This is a genomic window from Bacillus massilinigeriensis (assembly GCF_900111815.1).
Classification (GTDB): Bacteria; Bacillota; Bacilli; order Bacillales; family Cytobacillaceae; genus Mesobacillus_C; species Mesobacillus_C mediterraneensis.
Window position 1 is genome coordinate 18,404 of the sequence record NZ_LT630027.1, and the last position, 23,056, is coordinate 41,459.

At 38.7% G+C, this 23,056-nt stretch carries 18 protein-coding genes; 8 read left to right on the plus strand and 10 right to left on the minus strand.

All coding sequences use genetic code 11. From position 1 onward, the window contains the following. The first annotated feature begins 150 nt into the window (after window positions 1-150). From BQ5796_RS17045 to BQ5796_RS17085, 8 genes are all read left to right on the plus strand, one after another. Window positions 151-723 (plus strand): bifunctional transcriptional activator/DNA repair enzyme AdaA, encoded by a 573-nt coding sequence (locus tag BQ5796_RS17045; RefSeq protein ID WP_071461558.1) that lies wholly within the window; start codon window positions 151-153, stop codon window positions 721-723. Then, a complete protein-coding gene (locus BQ5796_RS17050; RefSeq protein ID WP_071461559.1) occupies window positions 710-1,618 on the plus strand; it encodes a DNA-3-methyladenine glycosylase family protein in 909 nt (302 codons plus the stop codon). The genes BQ5796_RS17045 and BQ5796_RS17050 overlap by 14 nt, the downstream gene beginning before the upstream one ends. Continuing rightward, entirely contained in the window at window positions 1,611-2,099 is a 489-nt protein-coding gene (locus BQ5796_RS17055) for a methylated-DNA--[protein]-cysteine S-methyltransferase (protein ID WP_071461560.1), read from the plus strand. Before BQ5796_RS17050 ends, BQ5796_RS17055 begins: the two co-directional genes overlap by 8 nt. Window positions 2,100-2,332: 233 nt before the next feature. Continuing rightward, a complete protein-coding gene (locus tag BQ5796_RS17060; protein WP_071461561.1) occupies window positions 2,333-3,529 on the plus strand; it encodes a class I SAM-dependent rRNA methyltransferase in 1,197 nt (398 codons plus the stop codon). Between the two features lie 147 nt (window positions 3,530-3,676). After that, window positions 3,677-3,868 carry a hypothetical protein gene (locus tag BQ5796_RS17065; RefSeq protein WP_071461562.1) on the plus strand — a complete coding sequence of 64 codons (192 nt, stop codon included), beginning with the start codon at window positions 3,677-3,679 and terminating at the stop codon, window positions 3,866-3,868. A gap of 230 nt (window positions 3,869-4,098) precedes the next feature. After that, window positions 4,099-4,353, plus strand: coding sequence for an AlbA family DNA-binding domain-containing protein (locus BQ5796_RS18600; protein WP_071461563.1), 255 nt, complete (start codon window positions 4,099-4,101; stop codon window positions 4,351-4,353). 497 nt (window positions 4,354-4,850) lie between these two features. Next, window positions 4,851-5,438: a dienelactone hydrolase family protein gene (locus BQ5796_RS17080; protein WP_071461565.1), complete on the plus strand. Its 588-nt coding sequence runs from the start codon at window positions 4,851-4,853 to the stop codon at window positions 5,436-5,438. A 142-nt stretch (window positions 5,439-5,580) separates the two neighbouring features. Beyond that, window positions 5,581-6,231, plus strand: coding sequence for a hypothetical protein (locus BQ5796_RS17085; RefSeq protein ID WP_071461566.1), 651 nt, complete (start codon window positions 5,581-5,583; stop codon window positions 6,229-6,231). Window positions 6,232-6,436: 205 nt separating this feature from the next. Here the strand turns inward: BQ5796_RS17085 and BQ5796_RS17090 are convergent, their stop codons facing one another. From BQ5796_RS17090 to BQ5796_RS17135, 10 genes are all read right to left on the minus strand, one after another. Continuing rightward, window positions 6,437-6,838, minus strand: a complete 402-nt coding sequence (locus BQ5796_RS17090) for a hypothetical protein (protein ID WP_071461567.1) — start codon at window positions 6,836-6,838, stop codon at window positions 6,437-6,439. A gap of 373 nt (window positions 6,839-7,211) precedes the next feature. Beyond that, complete coding sequence (locus BQ5796_RS17095) at window positions 7,212-10,586, minus strand: trifunctional glycoside hydrolase family 18/polysaccharide deacetylase/glycosyltransferase family 2 protein (protein ID WP_071461577.1); 3,375 nt, start codon at window positions 10,584-10,586, stop codon at window positions 7,212-7,214. Window positions 10,587-11,159: 573 nt separating this feature from the next. Further along, complete coding sequence (locus tag BQ5796_RS17100; RefSeq protein WP_071461568.1) at window positions 11,160-12,134, minus strand: carbohydrate kinase family protein; 975 nt, start codon at window positions 12,132-12,134, stop codon at window positions 11,160-11,162. A 10-nt stretch (window positions 12,135-12,144) separates the two neighbouring features. After that, the gene (locus BQ5796_RS17105; protein ID WP_071461569.1) at window positions 12,145-13,635 is read right to left on the minus strand and encodes a glycoside hydrolase family 32 protein; all 1,491 of its coding nucleotides are present in this window, start codon (window positions 13,633-13,635) and stop codon (window positions 12,145-12,147) included. 77 nt (window positions 13,636-13,712) lie between these two features. Further along, a complete protein-coding gene (locus BQ5796_RS17110) occupies window positions 13,713-15,113 on the minus strand; it encodes a sucrose-specific PTS transporter subunit IIBC (protein ID WP_071461570.1) in 1,401 nt (466 codons plus the stop codon). 176 nt (window positions 15,114-15,289) lie between these two features. Further along, the gene (locus tag BQ5796_RS17115; protein ID WP_071461571.1) at window positions 15,290-16,285 is read right to left on the minus strand and encodes a LacI family DNA-binding transcriptional regulator; all 996 of its coding nucleotides are present in this window, start codon (window positions 16,283-16,285) and stop codon (window positions 15,290-15,292) included. Between the two features lie 238 nt (window positions 16,286-16,523). Continuing rightward, window positions 16,524-19,415, minus strand: a complete 2,892-nt coding sequence (locus BQ5796_RS17120; RefSeq protein ID WP_071461572.1) for a DEAD/DEAH box helicase — start codon at window positions 19,413-19,415, stop codon at window positions 16,524-16,526. A gap of 28 nt (window positions 19,416-19,443) precedes the next feature. Continuing rightward, complete coding sequence (gene mutT, locus BQ5796_RS17125) at window positions 19,444-19,842, minus strand: 8-oxo-dGTP diphosphatase MutT (protein ID WP_071461573.1); 399 nt, start codon at window positions 19,840-19,842, stop codon at window positions 19,444-19,446. A gap of 267 nt (window positions 19,843-20,109) precedes the next feature. Next, on the minus strand, window positions 20,110-22,215 hold the full coding sequence (locus BQ5796_RS17130; RefSeq protein ID WP_071461574.1) for an SA1320 family protein: 2,106 nt from the start codon (window positions 22,213-22,215) through the stop codon (window positions 20,110-20,112). A gap of 16 nt (window positions 22,216-22,231) precedes the next feature. Beyond that, window positions 22,232-23,056: DUF1672 family protein (locus tag BQ5796_RS17135; protein WP_141769967.1), on the minus strand; the 825-nt coding region annotated here is incomplete at its 5' end.

Consider the following 23,056-nt stretch of genomic DNA (forward strand, 5'->3'; position numbering starts at 1 on the left):
ATGTATTATCTTTACCTGGAATAACGAATTGTAATAAGCTAAGGTGTTAGAAATGATTTATCCGATAAAGTGATTGCTTACTTTGTAAAGAGTATTGGTAAAGTAAAGACTACCCGATTGTAGGACGTACAGAGAGGAGTGTGAAGTAACATGGTGACGAATATCAACCTCTCATTTGAGGAGATGTGGGAGAAAATCATCGAATGTGACCGTAAATATGACGGGCTATTTTTTACTGCAGTAAAAACAACGAAAATATACTGTCGCCCTTCTTGCAGATCAAGGAAGCCGAAAAAAATAAACGTTGAATTCTATGACGACATAGAGGAAGTAGAAAAAGCAGGTTATCGTCCTTGCAAAAGATGCCAGCCAGAAGTGGCGCATTCCCCGCATGTGGCGTTTGTCAGAAGTGTCATTACGTTCCTGGTCAATCATTATAAACAAAATTTAATACTAAAGGATATTGCGGATGTAGTTGGTTTAAGCCCTTTTTATTTGGAACGCTTATTTAAACAAGAAACCTCTGAAACTCCACGTACTTATTTAGAAAAGATACGCATTGATAAAGCGGCCCACCTTTTAAAAAATACAACCATGACGAACCTAGAGATATGCTATGAGGTTGGATTCCAGAGTACCTCCAATTTTTATAAAATATTTCGCAGCATAAAGAACTGTTCACCTAGTGAATACCGAAAGGAACTTTTAAATGAATTGGACTGATTGTGGATCTTATCTAGAAATTTATCCGCCAAAGGAATTTAATTTTGAAGAGTGTTTAATTTTTTTAGGCAGGTCCAGCCAGGAAGTGCTTCATCAATTGAAAGAAGGATCTGTATATAAACTAATAAAAGTGAACGAATCTTTGGTTTTATGTCGTATTGGATACACCCATAATGCTATAAAAGTTGAATTCCCAATAAGCCCTCCACCGGTTGACTTGCGAAACAAAGTGGCAGCGTACATTTGGGAATGGTTTGATTTGGATCAGGATTTAGTGGGATTTTATCAAGTTGCTAGCACAGATAAAGTTTTAAAGAAAATTGTACCTAAATATGATGGATTGCGGATTATCGGTATTCCCGATCTATTTGAAGCGTTGGTATGGGCGATTATAGGACAGCAAATTAATTTAACTTTTGCCTACAAACTAAAGAAGCGCTTCGTCGAACAATATGGCGATAGTCTAACCTGCAATGGAGAAACGTATTGGTTATTCCCCTCATTTGAAAAAATAGCTTCCATCAACGTTGATGACTTAAGGAAACTTCAATTTACTGTTAGGAAAGCGGAATATATCATTGATATTGCAAAAGCTATGACAAATGGTGTGCTAACAAAAGAATTACTGCTTCAGGAAAAAGATGTTCAGCAAATAAGAAAATCATTAATGAAAATAAGAGGTATTGGAGCATGGACGGCGGATTATGTGATGATGAAATGCCTGCACGATACCTCTGCATTCCCAGTTTCAGATGTCGGTCTTCATAATGCCTTAAAGAATCTATTAGGTCTTGAGAGGAAACCGACTATAGGAGAAATAGAAGGGTATGCAACAGGTTGGGAAGGCTGGCAGGCATACGCTACCTTTTATCTTTGGAGGTCTTTATATGACTAAAACACATCAATTGGATTATGAATCACCAATTGGCATAATTGAAATAATGGGAACCAATGAAGCAATCAACTCGATTTTATTTTCAGAAAAAGATAAAAAGGAGAGTTTTTTACAGGATCAAACTCCTAATGTTCTAGCAGAATGTTATACCCAACTTGATGAGTATTTTAAAGGTGATCGTCATGAATTTTCATTTCCGTATCAATTTGAAGGGACTGGCTTTCAAAAAACAGTATGGGAAGCTTTAATAGAAATTCCCTATGCGGAAACGGGGTCCTATAAGGATATTGCCATTTCCATTGGGAATGAAAAAGCCATCAGAGCTGTAGGGAATGCAAACGGGAAAAACAAGTTAAGCATTGTGATTCCTTGCCACCGAATTATTGGGTCAACAGGAAAGTTAACCGGCTATGCAGGTGGTCTCTGGAGGAAAGAATGGCTGCTTCATCATGAAAAATCTTTTAAAAGAGTCATGACATAAAGGATAAAAGCACATTTCCCTCTATGGAATGTGTTTTTTGCCATTTTATCGCTTCAACCTTAAATAACAGGGTGAATAAGTGGTTACAATGGAGAAATGAATATGTCCCAATTTATATGTAAATGATTTAGCGCACTATAAATGGTATGCTTATCTAGTGTGTTCAGCATGTTTGCCTCGCGAAATGGCGGGGGATTATTTGGGCACGATAATAAAATTGATAGGATGACTAGATGAAAAAAGATGTCACTTTAAAAGTTAAGAGCAAGTTTGTAAATAAATATAGAAGCGGTTATCCGCTCATATCAAAGGAAGCCATCATTCATTTTAACGATGGTGCGGAAGAAGGAACGATTATCCGCCTCGTTGATGAAAAAGATAAGTTTATCGCAAAAGGCTATGTTGGAAAGCAGAACAAAGGTTACGGATGGACTCTTAGTAGAAACGAGAATGAACAGATCGATCAAAGTTTTTTTGTGAAAAAATTGAAAGACGCGATTAAGTATAGAGAGCCGTTTTATAATAGCCCTGATACCAATGCCTTCAGAGTTGTAAATGGTGAGGGTGATGGCTTAGGCGGTTTAACGATAGAGTATTTTGATGGCTACTATTTAATCAACTGGTACAGCAAAGGTATTTATCACTTTCGGGAGCAGATTATTAATGCTCTGAAAGAATTGGTTGAGTTTAAAGCAATTTACCAAAAGAAGAGATTTGATGTCAGCGGGAAATACATTGAAGAAGACGATTTTGTATTGGGAGAAAGAGGAAGTTTCCCGATTATCGTTAAAGAAAATGGAGTAAACTTCGCTATATATTTAAATGAAAGTGCGATGGTTGGTGTATTTTTAGATCAAAGAGATGTAAGAAAAAGAATTCGAGATACTTATGCAGCAGGAAAGAACGTACTGAACACCTTTTCCTACACAGGCGCATTTTCGGTATTTGCTGCCGTAGGAGGCGCAGCTAAAACGACAAGTGTTGATTTAGCAAACAGAAGCTTAAACAAAACCATTGAGCAGTTTAGTTTGAACGAGCTAGATTATAACGCTCAGGATATCATCGTTGAAGATGTGTTCAAATACTTTAAGTATGCGGTGAAGAAGCAGCTAATGTTTGATATGGTTATACTCGATCCCCCAAGCTTCGCAAGGTCAAAGAAGATGGTTTTTAGCGCGGAAAAGGACTATAAAAATCTTTTGAAGGAAGCTATCTCGATAACGGAAGATGAGGGAATTATCGTAGCTTCCACTAATGCTAGCTCTTTTAATATGAATAAATTTAAAAGCTTTATTGATATGGCATTTAAAGAATCTAACAGAAGGTATCAGCTTGTTGAAGAATTCTCCCTTCCGAAAGACTTTAAAACAATAAAAGAATTCCCTGAGGGCAACTACCTTAAGGTTGTGTTTATAAAGAAACTGCGGTAGAAAGAATCATGCTATATCGATACAGAGACGCATAGGAATGGCATAACATGATCATTTCTATGCGTTTTCGACATTATACTTCCAGTTTGCAGACATGACTTGAGCCATTGACGCACGTATCTGAGTTTAGAAAGGTGTTATAAGACAATGAAATATATCAAATCTCAAATGAAAAAGCTGATCAAAGACAATGAGGAATTGCAAATGCGCTTAAAAGAGCTGATGGAAGAACACCAGCTCGAGAAAAACTTCGCCCTCAAGGCGTTGTACCATACAGAGGTTGCTGAGGGCGGAAAGTACCAACTAGCATACCAAGCACTTGACTTGCCCAAAGGGTAGGTCATTTTTTTATTAATTTACATGGAGTCAATTGGGCGAAAGACAATAGCTTCACTTAGATTCAAAACGGTGAACCGTATATAGGGGGCGTCCACCGTTTGTTATGGTTTCAGCAACAAACCTAAACGGAAAGCTTATACTTTTCGATATGTTCTTGAACCATATTTATGTTAAGAGTTATTGTTTTTTTATAGAATCGGTTTGAGAAAAAGTATGCTGCTGTGTCAAATATGTGTAAAATAAAGATAAATAATTATGAAGCACAAGACTTAGACTTCAAACAATGGAACGATAGATGTAGAGAAGATAACATAAAGACAATGATTAGTTATGCTGTTTGTATGGCAAATGGCGGTGGGGGTAGCGTTGTTTTTGGTATAGCTGACAAAGTGCGGGGAATAGATAATGCTCTTAAAGGGGTACCATCTGATATAACTATATTCGAACTGCAAAAAAGGATATATGAAAAGACGGACCCACATTAACTCCTTCAATCGATGATATTTATCTAAAAGATGGTTCTGTAAGGCTTTTGATAATGAATGTTTTCCCAGGAATGCCTCCTTATACAACAACAGACGGTGCTGCAACAATAAGACAGGGAAAAGATTGTCTGCCTTTTACAGGAACATTAAGAAGGCAATATTGCACCATCCGCCAGTAGCTAGAAATAACCATCTAATGGATCTACTTGACAGATTAAAATTAGTACATGCTAGGTTATCATGTCTGACTCTTCATATAAAATTCACCTCTCGTCCGGTTTATTTTTCTTATGTATTTGGGCAAGAAACAATCGAGGAACCCATCGTAATTGCATATTTTACGATGGGTTCCTTTTACTTACTAAGACAAGTAGGGGATCATATCAGCTTGACCCGAAAAACTGGTGAGAAGATTGAGCGACAAAAATTTATTTTTTAACTGAGCATGAAGTTACGTATTAATAAATTGGTGTCTTTACTCTCGTTCGGAGGCTAAAATGAAAAATTCTGATACTCTAGTCATTGTCATTCATGAAATCTATGGAGTTAACAAACATATTCAGAGCTTTTGTGAATTGTTATCAAAGCAGAATTTTAATGTCATTTGTCCCAATTTATTAGGACGAGAGACACCTTTTGATTATTCCCAAGAGGGAACTGCTTATCAATATTTTATGGAGAGCATAGGTTTTACAAATGCTGTAAATAAAGTAAAACAGATAGTTTCCAGTGCTAAAGAGAAATACCAAAGAATATTGATTATAGGATTTAGCGTAGGAGCAACTGTTGCCTGGTTGTGCTGTGAGGACGAACGTGTGAACGGAATAATTGGATACTACGGTTCGCGCATTAGGAATTATGCAGAATTAACACCAATATGCCCAACACTGCTTTTCTTTCCAGAGGAAGAAAAATCATTTCATGTAGACGAGTTAATCTCCACTTTAGATAAAAAGAATATCGTAGTACATAAATTCAATGGAAAACACGGGTTTAGTGACCCTTACTCTCTAAACTATAACCCAATATCAGCACAAAGAGCTTATAGTGGTGTGTTGAGCTTTATTAGTGAGAGGGCTAACTAGTAGCTAGAATAAAAATAAAGAAGGTTAGTAAAATACAATAAAAATACCCAAAATTTTCTGCCCAATCATACCCCCTTAATAGAGTAGGGTAACTTCGTATTCTTTTATTAGTAAAATCATACAAAACATCAAGGGGATTTTTATGGCCAAAATGAGCAAGGGAGCCTTGGCTATGGTAGTAGCGGGAGCTGTTACGTTTTCTGTGACGAATGCCGTGTTATTTGAGCCGATTGTTAAAAAATTAGCATTGCCGAAAAAAGTAGAAGAAAAGACCGAGAGAGTTGCAGTGAAACCGATTAAGAAAAAAGACGATGATAAAAAGCAACAGTATCGTAAGCCTGCTGTTCAGGTAAAAGCGGCGAATGAAACAGCGAATAAAGTAGCTGCCGCACCACCCAAGGCGGAGACAATTAGCAAAAAGCCTGAGGCTAATTTTGCTAGTCAAAATCAAACAGCAGCTAATACTACTGTTACAAGAAAAGCAGAAGTTCCTCCAACAGCACCGGTTTCGAAAAAACCAAGTCAACCCACTGTAACTCCTGTAAAAAAGGTACCTTCCGTGAATCCCAATACGCCAAGTAAGCCTCCCGTATCAACGACACCTGGAAACACAACGCCACCAAGCGGGAAGACTCCTCCTGCTACCTCGAAGCGGCCAGCGACTGCGGGTACAGCACGTCCGGCTGGCACTGGGCCTTCTACGGTCAAACCAGCTCCTGCACAGCGGGCATCAATTGCAGTACAGGAAAAAGTAGAGCAAAAAAAGATTAGAAAAGAAAGCAGCGGAAAATAGGTCGCCAACATTTGGTGATCTATTTCTATGTAAAAGCAAGAGAAAGCCCTCATCGATTGGGAAAGGCTTTACTTGTTGTAGGGATAACATCAGGGAAATACGGACTTACAACGTTAGGGGTTTTAAAAATATAAAAAAGCCTAACCTCTCGGTGTTAAGAGTTGTTAGGCTTAGTAGTTTGCTTCAGTTATCATTGATAAATCGCTTAGTATTTTACAACCGTAGTCACGCTTCGCTTGGAAGCAATAGTTCGTCTCACCAGTTCTTCTTTCCATTTTTTTTCACTTAACTGATATTGACCATATTGATCCTTATAAGTCTTATTTAAAAGATTTATCGTCCTTGCTTCTTCAGGATAATTAAAAGACAATGCTTTGCCATGGCGGCCCTCTTCATAGATATATAGCTCAATAACGTCACCAAACTCCATGATTTTGTCTAAAAAGGTTACAAATTCGAAGTCTTCTTCACCATATTCATAAACATACGGCAGTGTAAATGGTAAATGTGCCTTATAATTTTCACCACTAATAAATGGGAAGTTATTATTCTCTTGATGGAACTCTTGTATCGGTCTTAAACTTGCAATAAAATAATGACTGGTCATTTCATCACCTACTTTTGGCAATCATTAGTTGTAATTTTATCTCTATATCATATTTAATATTAGTTAGTTGATTTTTATTAATGCGCCATATATTATACAAGTCGAGCTTCTCAATACTTGTAAATATTCATGTAGATGCAAACCCACATTATGAAATTGGAAAAAGAAGTCACCCTCTACCGCTATACAAGTGATTATCTAAATTTAGAAGCTATTTCACCATATGGTTTATTGGTATAATACCATTTTAATTCAGACATAGTGGTCTCGTTAGAGTCTTTCAGACCACTAAAACTATCTTAAGGTTATTAAAAACAGGGGGATCGTTTTGAAAATAAGCTTCGTTGTAAATCCACATTTCTTAACGGAACTCCTATATAGTTTCCTTTGCATCTTCGACAATCGTATTTTCCTTTGTTGCGTTGCCTTTTCGCTTTAGCTTACCCCAGCCGACGGTTCCTCCTTTTAGCGCCGAGAAGATTGATTTAATCACGACATAGGTCATCAGGTGCTTGTACAGGATGCGCTGTAGGAACAAAGAGCTTAGCGGCTTTGGATCTTCTTTTTCTAAACGGAATGCGTATAATGCAGCAAAGAGATCGAGCAGATAGAAAAGGATAAACCCAATGGCTGCTTTTTGAGGCTGGGTGTTAAAAAGGGCCAGGATGAACAAAATGTCAGCCAGCGGCGCTATTGTCTGGTAGACATATTGAAACAGCCACATGTTTGGAAGAGCGATATAACCTAATGATTTATTCTTCCAGCTAAATAAAGCTGAGCGGTGTTTCCATAAGCATTGCAGGGTACCGTACACCCAGCGGTAGCGCTGTTTTGCAAGACTCTTGATATCTTCTGGAGCCTCTGTGAACGCATAGGCTTTCTCTTCAAATTCAATTCTTTTGCCGTTGCGAAGAAGCGTAAGGGTGATATCGGTGTCCTCCGCTAGTGTATCCTCTTGGAAGTAACCTGCTTCCTCCACATCAGTCTTTCTCCACGCACCGATTGCGCCTGGTACAACCGTGATGCAGTTGAGGGTGGCAAAGGCTCTTCTCTCAAGGTTGAAGCCTGTCACATATTCGATATGCTGCCACTTTGTAAGGAGGTTTCGTTTGTTGCCTACCTTTACGTTTCCTGAGACCGCAGCGACATTTTGATGTTTAAAATGATTCACGAGCAGGGAAATGGCATCTTCAGCAATGAGGGTATCGGCATCAAGGGCGACAACGATTTCTCCCTTTGCTTGATGAAAGCCAAGATTGACTGCAGAAGACTTGCCGCCGTTCGCTTTTTTAATCAGTCTCACTAAAGGCTGGTTAACATAAGCAGCCTCTACAATAGCAGCCGTTTCATCTTTAGAACCATCGTCAACTACCAGAATCTCCAAGTTTTTGTAAGTGTTCGCAAGAATAGAATTAATCGTTTTGCAAATTACTTTTTCCTCATTGTAGGCGGCAATGACGACACTAACAAAGGGAGTGAAGTTAGGGTCTATCACAGTTTCCTGATATCTTTTTCGCTGTCTCCACGAAAGGAATACGAAGACAATCAGCCTTAAAATACCTAAAAAGATTGCAGAATAAAATAGGAGATTTAAGCCTGAATGCCAGCCTTTCATGGCCATGAAGACGGCTTTATCATAAATTAGAAAAGGGCTGTCCTTGCTTACTGCCGGCATGACTTCTTTCTCGCTTTTTCCAAGAAGGCCGCCAATGGTTGTAAAAGTATAGCCGCGCGCTTTAAGCTCACTTATGATCAGCGACAAGGCCTCTACCGTGCTGGACCGGTCACCGCCGGAGTCATGCATCAGAATCACATTTCCATTCTCCAGCTGGCTCAATACCCGGTTCACCACTTTATTTTTAGAGATACCTTTCCAGTCGTCCGTATCAATTTGCTTCCCGACCATGGTGTAACCCATCTCTTGTGCCCGTATTATTGGCACAAGTTCTTTATTTGTTTGCGGGTTAGCTTCGGCCACATATGGCGGGCGGAAGAGTGTCATCGAATGGCCTGTAATTCCTTGAAATAAGCGCTGAGTCGCATTCAGTTCCATTCTTGTTTGATAAGGAGTGCTTGATGCGATATCAGGGTGGGAATACGTATGGTTGCCAATTTCGTGGCCTTCCTTGTGCATTCTTTTAACGAGTTCTGGATGCATAAGCGCATTTTTTCCGACGATAAAGAAAGATCCCTTAATATCATTCTTTTTCAAAATATCCAATATTTTTGGTGTGTACGCAGGATCTGGGCCGTCATCAAAAGTCAGAACGATTTCCTTCTTGTTGGATTTCCCGTGCCGTACAATTTCTAATGGATTTGGCAGTTTGTCATAGCTTAACTTTTGGACCATGCTGTTCGAATCCAATTCGACCGTTCTTTTTCCTGCTTTTAGGGGAGCGGTTATCTGTAAGACTTCTCCTTCTCCCGTACTGTTCACAGGATTTGGACTAGCTAAGGACGTAAGGGCACCGGACGGGTCCTTGAATTCCTTCGGTTTATTGATAAATTTCCACACAGCAGGATCTTCAGAACCGAGGCGCCAGATTGCTACGCCTTTTGAGCCGCTGTCGATTCCCAGCCTCATTTGGTTGTAAAAAGATGCGGCATCAAGGAACCAGACAGTATAGTTTTTACGGTCCTTTTTATAGCGGAAATAAGGATTGCCTGATTGTTGATGCCAATAAATTGGAATGTTGTTTTTCCTGCTTAGCTCCATGACATCTCTAAAGGTCATTGCTTCTGCAGGTTTTTTCGAATTTTCCTCCCATTTATAGCCGTAGTTTCCTAAACTCACAACTAGTTTCTCGGAAGGGATATTAAGCTTGCTTAATTTATTTTTTACCCAGTCAGTTGATGCAATCGGTCCAGGCGTACTTGTTGAGTAATGCTGGTCATATAGCATGATAAACACCCTGTCTGCATTCGCAGCGATCGAAGGATAGTCAAAGCTATTGTTGCCTGGCGGGAGATCGACAGTGACTGCTAGGCCATTCTGATGAAACGCAGCATACGTTTTTTTCATAAACTCGGTAAACTGATTTCTGTCCTTTGGATGGACTTCTTCAAAGTCGATATTGATTCCATCAAAATGATTGGCCTGTACAAAAGTAAGCATATCTTTTATAAAGCGGTCTTCGGCACCAGGGGTGGTAAACAGCCGGTGGAGAATTTCTCCATCCCATTTATTGTTAACAAAATTATTAACTAATGGAAGCACCTTAACATCGTGTCTCTGTGCGATTCCTTTCATTTCGATATCCGTGTTCGCTTTTAGAGAGAGATCAGGATTAACCTGAAGCCACTCTGGTACCAGCGTTGTGATCGATTTTACATTTTTCTTGAAGGAAGATTTACTGTTATTGTCCCAATTGACGTAAAAGCCATAAACCTCCTGTTTTGACTCTATTTGTTTGTCTTCTAAGCGTCCCATATTCTCTTTTTTCACTGTTTGCGACGGAAAAGCCTTTTCACTGATCCTGGCATTGACAGGTTGTATGCCGCTCTTTGCTGTTTTTTCTTTTAAGGCAAGCGAGGGAACGGCCGGTTTCGTATTGAGGCTTTGGTTAAAAAACAGTGCAATAATCACCATCAAGATGGCAAAGCCGACACTCATTCGTTTAATAATCGACCAGCGGCTTTTAGCAGGATCAAGAAAAACCTGATCTTGATCGCGATTTTCTTTTTTCAGTCCTAGATTGTAGAACCAGTGGAAAAAGAAATAACAAATAAGGCCAATTATGCCGCCCATCAACCCGGAAACAATGCTTTGGGAAGATTGGAATTTTGCTTCTATTACAGCAAAAAACCAGTATTTATCCAGCCAGCCCAAATCAAGCACGGGCAAATCACGCATATTTGGTATAAAAGCTGTAACAAAAGCACCTAGTAATAAGGCAATGATATTAAGGCGAAACAAAAGAGAAAAAGCCAGCAATAATAAAATTCTTAAATTACCTAAAGGCAGAAAGGCTAGAAAAAATCCAAGTGTACTCGCAATTGCTCCCGCATTCCCGGTTACAGGTGCAAAAAAGGACCTGACAATCCATCCAAAAACTCGATTCATCTATATTTCCTCCCCAAAGTGCTGTCGAAGTATATGAGTATTTTGGCAAATCGATTTTTTATAAAAGCATGTTTCCATTTCAGCTTTCGACAAAAAGTGACTAACAACATAAACTTAGGTAACTATGTTGGAAACTTTGGGGGTAGGAGGAAAAGAATTTTCAAAAAGGGTATTGGAAAGCGTGGGAGAATTTAGGGGAGAAGCGGTTTTTATCCCACACTTTCCGCTTATCAGTATCGTCATATTATTTTAAGCGTTTTACTTTTGTACTTCGATAAGATTTAAAACCTGTTCCTTTTTTGGAAGAGCTGAAATGGCTCCTATTCCTGCAGCAGTCAGCGCGCCGCTTGCATTGGCAAACTGGAGGATTTCAGCATGTCGTTCCATTAATACTTGAACAAGGTTCTTAGGGGTTGCCTGTTCTTCAAGCAGCTTAAACAAGAACCCACCGATAAAAGAATCTCCAGCACCGGTCGTATCCTGGACATCCACTTTATATCCGGAAGATTGCCAATTTGCGCCTTTGACATGTAGTTTGGCACCTGCTGCGCCTTTTGTATATACGACCGCCAGCACATCACCTTTAAAAAGGGACTGGATGGCTTCCTCTGTATTACTAATTCCTGTTATAAACTCCAATTCTTCATCGGAAATCTTAACGAGATGCGCCTGCGGCAGGAATTCAAGTATTGCTGTACGGCATTCCTCAGAATTATCCCATAATGGCAATCTGACATTAGGATCAAAGCTTATAAGGCCGCCCTTTTCTTTCATCAAAACAATTGCTCTTTTATGTGCCTGTTTCATGGGACTCTCGACCAAATCAACAGAGCAAAAGTGAAGGATGTCACCCGTCCCAAACCAATTTTCCTTCACTTCATTTTCCGTAAAAAGAAGATCGGCAGATGGTTTACGATAAAAGGTAAAATCACGTTCTCCGTTCTCTTTCAGCGATACGAACGCTAGACCTGTATTTGCTTCTTTTGTGCGAAAGATTTTATCTGTTTGCACTCCAATATTTTCGAGCTGTTCAATAAGGTAGTCACCAAATGCATCACAGCCAACCTTAGTGATCATTGATGCTTCGTGTCCGTATTTAGCCACTGCAGCAGCAACATTGGCGGGAGCGCCACCTGGAGCCCGTTCAAAGAACAGTACATCTTTTAAGGCGACTCCTTTCTGCCGTGGGATAAAATCAATTAATATTTCTCCGATTGAGTAAAGTTTCGTCATCGTCTCACCCTTAAATCGATATTCCTTGCGAAAGCTCATACATGCTATAGCTGCAGCTGATTTTCCCATCACTGAAAATTTTGATTCCTGTTGATTCTGCTTTTGGGAAAACCCGGGCAGTAAAAACAACTTTACCATCATTGAGAAAGATTTCTGCAATACTGTGGTCAACAAATATCTGGACCTTCACCTTGTCCTCTATTTCAAGCTCCGAGCTTCTTACATAACCGTATTCCCCGCCAAAAGCCGCCTCGAAATTCTCACGGTTTAAGCTAACGGTCTGCTGACCACGGTTAAACTCCAGCATAAGCCCTTCATTTTCAGAAGCAAACAATTCAATGCCGAATTTGTTACCTTCTATCTCTTTGAACTCCACTTCAAGTTCATATTGGTCTGATTGGTTCCTGATTTCTCCGCCAGCTTCCGGAAGTATCATTCTCCTGGATTTTGATGTTTGTCTTAGCAATTTTAATTCCTGTACAGGCTTTTGAATAAGCTTTCCATTAACAATTCTTAATTCTCGTGGAACGGATAGGCAGTGTGCCCATGACTCTTTGTCAGACGGATAATCCACTTCACCCATTCCGGCCCAAGAAAATAGGAGGCGCTCATTATTTTTGCCAACAAAGGTCTGTGGGGAATAAAAATCAAACCCTTTTTCTAGCTCTTGATAATGATCTACTTGAAAATTCAAATTTTCAAGGTCCAGTTTGCCCAGCAAATAAATGACATTATAGATATTGTAATAATTATGTCCTTCCGCATTCAAGCCCTGCGGTGAGATAATCATCACATCAAAACCATCCAATTCAAAAATGTCCGGACATTCGAGCATATAAACAGATGCAGGAAATTCGAGGCTTACCTTTAATTCACCTTTAAAAGACCAGTCAATGGCATTGTCAGATTCATAGACAATAATGGCACCTGTTAAATTCGTTCTTTGCGCTCCAAGAATCATGTAAAATCTGCCATTCTTCGCAAAAACCTTAGGGTCGCGGACATGGCCGGTATATCCTTCCGGTACGCCTTCAATAACCGGGTTTTTTTTGTATTTCGTGATTGTGCAATCCTTATCCATTATCGCCAGGCACTGATTAGCCGTTCTTTCCGATGCGCTATATTTAATATTCCCGGTGTAATACATGTACAGTTTCCCATCCACTTCTAGAGAACCGCCAGAATAAGCTCCGTGAGATTCATAATCTTCTAAAGGGACCAGAGCCACCGGAAGGCGCTCCCAATTGACCAGATCCTTTGATTTTACGTGGGCCCAGTGTTTGTTCCCATGAATCGCATCAAACGGAAACCATTGATAAAAGACATGGAATTCTCCATTGAAATAGGCAAGACCATTCGGATCGTTCAATAGGCCGCATTGAGGGTGGATATGATAAGCCGGCTTCCATCTCGAATCAGCAGATTTTGCTTTAAGCTTTTCAAGTTCATTTTCTTGTGCTTCATAAATCGTTCTATATTTTGGTTCCGTATATCTTGGCATGTTGTTCCCTCCTGCTGAAATAGCGATGAGAGGAATTACTTCCTCTCAACTGGGATTATTCATCATTCGATTACTTATTATCGATTGTCTTTTAATTGTTTATCGGAAAAACCAAACAACCATGTTAAAACAAATGCTATAGCAATAGCTATGATATTTACGAGTAAATAAAGTAAAATTTGTCCATTTAAATAAAGCAATGTTCCAGGAATAACCGTAATAGCCATTCCTGTTGCTTTTAAACCAAAGATAGATGCGAAGAAGCCCCCGACACCACCGCCAATAAGGCCCATCAGGAATGGTTTTCCATATCGGAGATTCACACCAAAGATGGCTGGCTCGGTTATTCCTAAAAAAGCGGATAAGGATGACGGAAGAGCCAATGCTCTCAATTTTTTGGATTTAGTCTTTAAACCTACTGCCAATGTAGCGCCACCTTGAGCCGCAACGGCAGCGGTAACAATTGCGTTATATGGATTATTACCCAACTTTTCAAGCAAGGAAATTTCAAGCATATTGAAAACATGGTGTACACCTGTTATAACAATAATTTGGTTTAAGAACCCAATTAGGAATCCGCTGATGCCAAAAGGCCACTTCAAAACAGCAACAGTTGCATCCAAAATCAAATTTTCAACCGTATGGAAGACAGGGCCAATAACAAATAACGCCAGGCTAATCATAATTAATAATGTTAAAAAGGGTGTTACAACCAAATCAAGAGTATCAGGAACACGTTTGCGAATCATTTGCTCTAGTTTGGCACCGACGATACCGGCAATAAATGCTGGCAATACAGATCCTTGATAACCTACCACTGGGAGAAATCCAAGGAACAATATTGGTTCAGCGCTCCCTCCTGCGACGTTCCAGGCATTCGGTAAGGCTGGACTAACTAGCATAAGTCCCAGAACGAGACCAATAATCGGAGTTCCGCCAAAAACTCTGAAAGTAGACCACGCAACAAGTGCAGGTAAAAAGATAAAAGCAGTATCAGTCAAGACTTGCGTAAATAAAATGAAGTTTTGTGAAATGTTATCTGGTGATAAACCGAATAAAGCGAGGATTTGTTCCTGCATAACAAGTCCGCGCAACCCCATGAATAATCCGGTTGCAACAAGAGCAGGGATGATAGGCACAAAAACATCTCCAAAGGATCGAATTGCTCTTTGGAATGTATTCCCACTTTGAGCGGCTTCTTTTGCTTGATCTGATTTGGTGGAACCTCCAACCCCGAGACGTATTACTTCGTCATAAATTTTATTGACAGTTCCCGTTCCTAAAATTACTTGATACTGACCAGAGTTAAAAAAGGCACCCTTTACTTTCTCAATGTCTTCGACTCTCTGCTGGTCTATTTTTTCCTTGTCCTTTATCATAATTCTTAGCCTCGTAGCACAGTGGGCAGCTGATAAAATATTTTCTTGTCCGCCTACTGCTTCGATTATTTCCTTTGCAATTTGACTATTTTCAGCCATTAGCAAACCCTCCTTAAAAAATGAAATCGATTTCACAAAAAAATAAAAAAATATGAAATCGATTTCATATTTTTATAAAAAAAATCCTAAAAACATTCATTGATTTTCATTATTAAAATCAACTTCTATCTTTAGGTAAAAAGCAAATGTCACTTATGAAATCGATTACACACTGATTATATACTATCTCTTATAATTAGTCTATATCCTAAAATTACCTTTTTATCATTCCGTTCATTTTTAACAATTTGGTCAAGGAGCAATAATGCGGCTTCTTTGCCAGCTCTCTGATTTTCATATTCAATTGTTGTTAAGGCTGGCTGAACATACTGAGAAATATCAGCAGCCCCCATTCCTGATACTGCTATTTGATCCGGAATTTTATATCCTACTTCTTTCAAATACTGCATTGCTCCTATAGCTATTCTGTCTGTTACAGCGAAGACGGCATCAGGAATCTCTTTTGTTTCAGAATGCTCCATTATTATTTTCATTGCCTCGTAGCCCGATGGTATATCGAAATTTGTCGTTTTTACCCATTCTTTTCTAACCACTAGGTTATGTTCTTCCATTGATTTAAGGAACCCTTGTTTCCGATCCAAGCCAACTGCACGATCTGATTCATCGACACCAATGAAAGCGATGTTTTTATATCCTTTTTCTATGATTGCTTTTACCATCGTTTTTGAGGATTGAAAATCTTCATAGGTTACACTGCAAACGCCAGGAATGTCTTGGCCAATAGCTACAAAAGGCAGTTGGAGCTGTTCAATTTCAGTGATTAGCTCCGCATTTATATTCGTAGCAAATAGAACAATCCCATCTACTTGCCTGCTTTTTAATAATCGGATATACTCGATTTCTTTTTCAGGTTCAAGATTAGTTGTTGTCAGTAAGATTTGAAAACCTTGCTTACTAAATACATCATTCATTCCATCTACAATACGACTTGATGTTTCGGTACTGATCTTTGGAAGGATAACTCCAATGACTTTTGTTTGTTTTGTTCGAAGTGATTTTGCATGTTGACTTGGCACATACCCTGTTTTTTCAACCACTTCCAGCACCCGTTTTCTAGCAGCTTCACTTACATAACCTGATGCATTTAAAACTCTCGAGACGGTTGCTCTTGAAACATTCGCCATCTCTGCAATTTCCTTTATCGTCAACATCAAAACATCTCCCTAACTTGCTATCAAAACCATAATACCAATGGATTGCCTGATTCACAATGTCTCGTTTCCATTTCACCAGTCTAAAGAACCAAAAATATTAAATGAAAAGGTTTCAAATCAAATATCATATTATCGATGAAGGTGTGTTATTGGCTATTCTTTTGTCAAAGAACAAATGAAAGAATCGCTGTATCAGGAATACAGCTGCACAGATAATAATGACGGAAGTTTTGAGTTATTCTTCTACTAAATAATGATAAATATTATATTGTACGGGCTGTTCTAGCACTAAATTCATTGTCACAACTGATAAGTGATTTCCTTTTCCATCGGGCATTGTTTCGTTTATTGCACTGTCCTTAACAATATCGGCTTGACCGAGATAATAGAAATCAGTTCCTTCGCCGTCATCCTTTTTTACAAAAAGATGAATAGCCATGCCTGATTCTTTATAAGATAAAATGTTCTTTACTTCAGTTGAATCAAGGTTTAGACGATTCCGAGTGAACCATTTGAATAGCTCGGGTGCTAGAAATTCATCGCCATAAGCTTGACTTGTTTCGACTTCGTTCTTTTTATGGTACGTAACAAAAATCGGACAAGTATGATGCTTTGCGCGATAACCGTAAATGGTAGATGAATCATCATGCGGCCAGTTCAGCAATCGGCATGCATCTCTGCGGGAGTATTTTTGGAATAATGTCAGTGCTTTTGTTTTATCAAACTTTTTATTTTTCTTATAAGCACATTTTATAATATCCTGGATATATCCTTTGAAACTAGAGTCTCGCAAACTCTCCTGGATTTCTTCATTGAATCTATAGCTGTCATCAACAACTTCAATAATTGGCTTAAATTTATACTTCTTCACATCGTTTTGAACATGGAATTTTAACGAGAACATGTTTTCAACAGATGATATAGTAGCTTCATCCGCATATGTTCCGAAATTGGTTAACTTTCTAATGAAAGCTTCTCTAGAAATTGATTCATCCGTAAGCAGTGCTTCAATTAGCATAATTTCGTGTATTCGTTTCCCATTCAGAAACTCTCTTGAAAACATCGTTAAGACAGAAGATTCATATTCTGTAAGGGAGGGAATATCTTCTCTTATTTTCAAAAGGAAATGGAAGTAATTATCAGAGTAACCGATAATTACTTCAGGATCGATTGAGTTATGTTCCATAAAGTCAAAAAGGGTAGGGATACGGCCTAAACGATTTTTCATTTCTGTATAAGCGTCGCGTAATATTTTTAATTTCGAAAGGTTTGCATTGTTAATCGCCTCAAAAATTTTCTTTTTAGCAATTTCCTCAAAGTTTATCGTCGACACACCTTGGATATAGTCCGTGTTTACCGTTCTTCGCCGGACGTTATCCTTGTTCATCGTTTGGTCCCCAGAAAGGGCAATCGGAATGAGAAAGTTATTTTTATAGTTACCGATAAAATCGATAATGGTTACATAGTCTTTTGAATCGTGTTTACGCAAACCACGGCCTAGCTGCTGTATAAAGATAATGCTCGATTGTGTTTGGCGCAGCATGACGATTTGGTTTAAGAATGGAATATCGATTCCTTCATTAAAAATATCTACCGTTAAAATATATTCGAGAAAACCGTCATTCAAATTTTGAATTGCTTCTTCTCGTTCTTCTTGCGAATTATCACCAGTCAATCCAATCGTTTTCAAACCTTCCGCGTTTAAAGCATCAGAAAGTTTATGAACTTCTTCCTTTGAACTGCAAAACATTAGTCCGCGAACGCGATTCCCTGAGTAGCCGTAGTAATTAATTTTCTCAATAATGTGTGTTACACGTTCCGAAGATACTAATTTTCGAAGTTCTGTTGCGTCATCAATCGTTTCTCCGTTTTTTTCATAGTCCAGCACACCAAAGTAATGGAAAGGGCAGAGCATATCTTCTTTAAGGGCTGCTTGCAGACGAATTTCATACGCGATGTTGTAATCAAACAACTCATATATGTTGAACCCATCAGTTCTTTCAGGTGTTGCCGTCATGCCAAGTAAAAACTTTGGATTAAAGTAATCGATAATTTTTAAATAAGATTCTGCCCCTGCTTTATGTACTTCATCTATCAACACATAATCGAATTGATCTTTCGCAAATTGCTGTAGGCAGCTATCTCTCGAAATCGTTTGGATCGTGGCAAATAAGTATTTGGCATGAACATCTTTTGAAGTAACAGAAAGAATGCCAAAATCATCTTCATGCCCACCGAGAATTGTCCGATAATCCTGCATCGCTTTCTTTAAAATTTGTTCGCGATGGACAATAAACAGCATTTTTTTCGGCGCGAAATTTCGAACGTCAAAAGCTGATAAAAATGTTTTGCCTGTACCTGTTGCTGAGATAATCAAACCTTTTTGAGCACCCGATGCACGGAGCGCCTTTAATTGTTCGAGGGCTGCTGTCTGCATTTTATTCGGTTGAATTGCCAGACTATCAGCTAAAGCGTTTGTTAAATATTTAACATTTAGTTCCAGTGCATTTGAACTAGTGCGCTTAACAAAAGGCTGTAATTCATAAACTTGTTGGTAATTAGCAATCCATTCTTCTCCTAAAGGAATCGCTTCATTCCAGGCGTCTTCAAATTGATTTTTAAAGTGGTTAATGATTTCTCCACTTTCTAATGATGTTAAAAATACATTCCACTCGTAATTCGCTTTTAAAGCACTGTCTGTTAAATTTGAACTTCCGACAATTAAAGAAAAGTAGTCTTCATGTTCAAAAATATAACCTTTTGAATGGAAGCCTTTTTCACTAGTCAGTCGAACTTCTACATTATCAAGTTTCAGAAGCTCTTTAAACATTTTCGGCTGATTAAAGTTGAGAAATGTTGACGTTAATATGCGGCCGCTGATCCCTTTTTGCTTTAGATCATAGAGCATAGATTTTAAAGTTGCTAAGCCACCTTCAGTAATAAAGGCGACAGAGAAGATAAAGGTTTTACACGTTTTTAACTCTTGTAGTAATGTTGATAATACTGATTCATGTTGTTTGTTTGTTAACAGTTTTGGTCTGAACTGTGCGGACACCGGTTTGTTTTGATCGATAAATCCTTTGTAAAGAGAGTTTTCGATTTTTCGAATCAGTTGCTGCTGTTCCATTTGTATTCACACCATTTCTTAGGCTTTATTATTCATATTCCTTTGCAATCTTCTCAACAGCAGGGATATCTGCAGGGGCGAAATTCAGTTGTGAAAGCTCATTTTTCGCAACCCATTTCGTAGCTGCATGCTCTAATGCGGTAGGTTGTCCATCTATTAATTTCGCTTTGTATGTTTCAAGTCGTACAATTACTTTCTCGTATTCATAAGTTGTATCTTCTACCTTTGAACCAACTCTAATGGTGCAAGTAAATTCCTCTTTTATCTCCCGTTCTAACGCTTGTTGGGGTGTTTCTCCAACTTCTATTTTGCCACCTGGAAACTCCCAATAATTCGCCAAAGTCATTTCTGGACTTCTTAACGCACAGAAGATTTCATTCTTTTCATTTTCAATAATTGCACCAACGACATGGACTTCTTTTTTCATCATAATCACCTTTACTCGAGTTCTTATTGTAAGTGAATCCTATTTTCTCCTAGTTATACTACTAAATTCTATGGTAAGTGATCTTCATAAGCTGGGTCAATTTTTTGACTGGGAAATTGCGGGAGATATAATCTAACGTTTGTAAGTGGGGGGAGGGGGCATAATTTCGAGTTAATCAGTATGGTATGTGATCATGAGGTTCTGTTTGCATGAAAAGGTTTGATATAAAAGGGCTAGAAAAGAAGACCAAAATGTTGGTCTTCTCGGTTATATATATGCCCCGCGCTTTACCTGCTCTTCGAGTATGGTCAGGTTTTTTGTGATGTTGTGCGCTACACCACCGAGCGCCTCTATAGCTACAGCTTTTTGGGAGGAAAGCTGGTTTGCGATATCTTTATATAGGAGTTCTAATTCATCGATAATATTCGCTGCTGCAAGATTATAGAGGTAAACTTTATGATATTTTGACTTACTGAACAGGGCAGAGTCTAAATAAGGTCTAAAGTTTCGGATGACCTCAGGATAATGAATGATAAAGCGGTCTACACCCTTTCGTAGACCTTCGACCGTACCGGCGAATTCTTCCATGCTAACGAGTATTTCTGAAGCTCTGTTTTCAACTTTATTTTCAAATTCCCGTAAAGAATCGAGTGGAAGGCCAGGAATGTTTGGTATGCGTATTTTACGTAGAAAACTATTAATACCTCGTATACTTAAAACAATAAGCTCTAATTGGAATTCAATTCCCCGTAATATTATATCCAAGCCACTGAATAATGGAAAAATTACTTTTGAAAAAGTAGATGCTGTAAAAGTTGCATAGCCGCCTTCTAGGGCAATCATTTTGAGTTTCAGTCTCTCGGTAAGGTATGGTGATTCTTTTAACGTAATAGATGCTGCCTTGCTAAGATTAGCCTGGAAATCCCCGCCTTTAGAACTTTTTATGGAGGTAGCAATATTCTGGTCCATGTCAGTGAAATTTTTTCCGGTTTCACTAATGAGATTTTTAAAGTTCTCAAATTGTGTCTTCATATCTGTGTTGTTACCGTTAAGGATATCAAAGTGGGATTTCAGTTCCCCTACAACAGCATCCGCAAACTGATTGGTTCCTCCTTTGAAACATTCAGGAATCACATTGTTGAATAGATGATTAAAGGATGATGCAATCTGGTCAGCTGAACTTTTCATGTTTTCAAGTTTTTCATATACAGCATTAAAAGGTCCTTCTACGTCAATAGAAGTAGAGGTTATGAATTCGATAAATTCCATAGGGGGTGAGTTTAAAACCGCATTTAAACCTCTGCACTTACTTTCTGCAATATTCAGTAAGCTGATGGCACTATCGATTACTTGCTTGAACAGATGCCCAGTTGACAGGAGACTTTTGTATGCAGGGTCGCCAAACGCTTCTTCGAGGCTCGTTTCAAAAGCTGTTTGCAGTTTCTGTACGCGCTGATTAAATTGAGCGTCCTCTTCATTAACAATATCTGTAGAAGTTTTGATGTATGTGGAAGCAAGATTCAAGCGCTCCATCACTTGCTTTTCCAGTGCAGAAGCGAGCAAGTCTAGTTCATCCTTATTGATATCAATTATCTCAGAAAGTCCCCCGTGCAACGACTCTCCAGTCCAAATGCTAGTTACAATATGAGAATCTGCATCAATATAAATTTTCTCATTGCCAATTTGATAGTACTGTCCCGTCGCCGGATCCCTTAGCCCGTCTTCAGCATTTTTAATATAGCCCGTATGATTTGTGGTTATATACTCCGGAGAAGCGACACCATTATTAAGTTTGTAATGACTTCCAGGAATATTGTTTTCAAGATGCAAGGACTTCAATGCTGTTGTCAGGACATCATAGCTACTAAAGTAATTCACCATATTACGATAATTTGTTAGGGGGTCCACGAATCCCTCGGGAAGAAGAGCAGGGTTCAATGTAACAACATTTAAATGTGGATTCTGAACCCCAACGGCAAGTGACAACCCACCGCCAAGAGAATTGCCCGTAATTGAAGAAATCTCGTATTTTTCCGACATCTCTTTATAATAAGCCCGTGCAGCTTTGATTTGTCTCGGCTCTATAGGACTCAGCAACTGAACATCCGTTAAAATATCCTGATTCCCATATTTACCCGCCGCATCTGTGCCAACGAAGACGATAGTTACTTCCTGGGTGATATTGTTCTGCACAGTCATAGCATCCAAGCCAGTTCGATGCTCATATCTGGTATTTAGAACAGTATATTCTGTATTGTTAACTTCAAATTGAGAACGCTCTTTAATATTCAGATAAGCATGGTATCCAGCTAATTCCACTAAATCTGGATGGTTAGAAGAGGGTTTGCGAATATCTAAACTACTCACTGCCATTAACAACCTCCACCTTCTACTGTTTAATTATTAAATGGTTAAAATTTGTATCAAGGGAGCCTTTTTTACTACCAAGGCCTGTGAATTTGTTTACGTAGTTATCATGAAGTGAAATACCATAAGAACCAGAAGGGAGGTTATCTGCTTTCTTAATTTCTTCACTAAGCTGCTCAAAAATCTCGGAATCTGGCTTTGATTTCTTTTCCTTCATAAAATATTGGAGAGAAAAAATTACATCTTCAGTTTTAAATTTATTAGAGGTGTAAGCCTTTTTGATTTCATCTTCTGAGATATTGGGGTTTTTTAAGTATTCTTCTAATAATGGCTTAAGAGCATGGTTTCGAATACCTATATAAAAAAAGGGTGTAACATAACCGGTGTATGCGAATTTTTGTGTGAATTCAGGGTTCTCTCCTACAATAGGATATTTTTTTGGAAAATTCGCTGTGAGTTTTTGAAGTTGATCGAACGCTTCTTTGTTTGATATTTGATAAAGGGCTGTTTGCATAGCTCTTTCTACATCTCCAGGTTGCGATCGGACCTTATTATAAAAAACCTTGTTTTCTTTGTCGTTAATAGGAACGATTGCATATGTATGGAAATCAAGTAGACCTTTTGATTTTACAAAAACTGTAGCCGCACCATCTGCACCAATCATATGCTGGACTTCTACTTCTGTTTTATATTTATCTAGGAAAAACTCTTTAACAGCCTTTTCAATTTCTTCTCTGTTTTTTTTCGCAATAACTTCTTCTTCCTCACCGCCCTTCATACGATAACCTTCACCGGTATAATCTTGGACGCTAACGTATCGCTCGTCGGTTTGTGTGTTTTTGCTTGA

Coding starts and splice junctions, on each gene's coding strand:
- mutT (WP_071461573.1), bottom strand. CDS start 19,842: ATGAAAAAAGAAGTCCATGTCGTTGGTGCAATTATTGAAAATGAAAAG.
- BQ5796_RS17050 (WP_071461559.1), top strand. CDS start 710: ATGAATTGGACTGATTGTGGATCTTATCTAGAAATTTATCCGCCAAAG.
- BQ5796_RS17055 (WP_071461560.1), top strand. CDS start 1,611: ATGACTAAAACACATCAATTGGATTATGAATCACCAATTGGCATAATT.
- BQ5796_RS17100 (WP_071461568.1), bottom strand. CDS start 12,134: ATGACGAAACTTTACTCAATCGGAGAAATATTAATTGATTTTATCCCA.
- BQ5796_RS17045 (WP_071461558.1), top strand. CDS start 151: ATGGTGACGAATATCAACCTCTCATTTGAGGAGATGTGGGAGAAAATC.
- BQ5796_RS17060 (WP_071461561.1), top strand. CDS start 2,333: ATGAAAAAAGATGTCACTTTAAAAGTTAAGAGCAAGTTTGTAAATAAA.
- BQ5796_RS17115 (WP_071461571.1), bottom strand. CDS start 16,285: ATGTTGACGATAAAGGAAATTGCAGAGATGGCGAATGTTTCAAGAGCA.
- BQ5796_RS17065 (WP_071461562.1), top strand. CDS start 3,677: ATGAAATATATCAAATCTCAAATGAAAAAGCTGATCAAAGACAATGAG.
- BQ5796_RS17120 (WP_071461572.1), bottom strand. CDS start 19,415: ATGGAACAGCAGCAACTGATTCGAAAAATCGAAAACTCTCTTTACAAA.
- BQ5796_RS17090 (WP_071461567.1), bottom strand. CDS start 6,838: ATGACCAGTCATTATTTTATTGCAAGTTTAAGACCGATACAAGAGTTC.
- BQ5796_RS18600 (WP_071461563.1), top strand. CDS start 4,099: ATGTGTAAAATAAAGATAAATAATTATGAAGCACAAGACTTAGACTTC.
- BQ5796_RS17095 (WP_071461577.1), bottom strand. CDS start 10,586: ATGGGCGGCATAATTGGCCTTATTTGTTATTTCTTTTTCCACTGGTTC.
- BQ5796_RS17105 (WP_071461569.1), bottom strand. CDS start 13,635: ATGCCAAGATATACGGAACCAAAATATAGAACGATTTATGAAGCACAA.
- BQ5796_RS17085 (WP_071461566.1), top strand. CDS start 5,581: ATGGCCAAAATGAGCAAGGGAGCCTTGGCTATGGTAGTAGCGGGAGCT.
- BQ5796_RS17080 (WP_071461565.1), top strand. CDS start 4,851: ATGAAAAATTCTGATACTCTAGTCATTGTCATTCATGAAATCTATGGA.
- BQ5796_RS17130 (WP_071461574.1), bottom strand. CDS start 22,215: ATGGCAGTGAGTAGTTTAGATATTCGCAAACCCTCTTCTAACCATCCA.
- BQ5796_RS17110 (WP_071461570.1), bottom strand. CDS start 15,113: ATGGCTGAAAATAGTCAAATTGCAAAGGAAATAATCGAAGCAGTAGGC.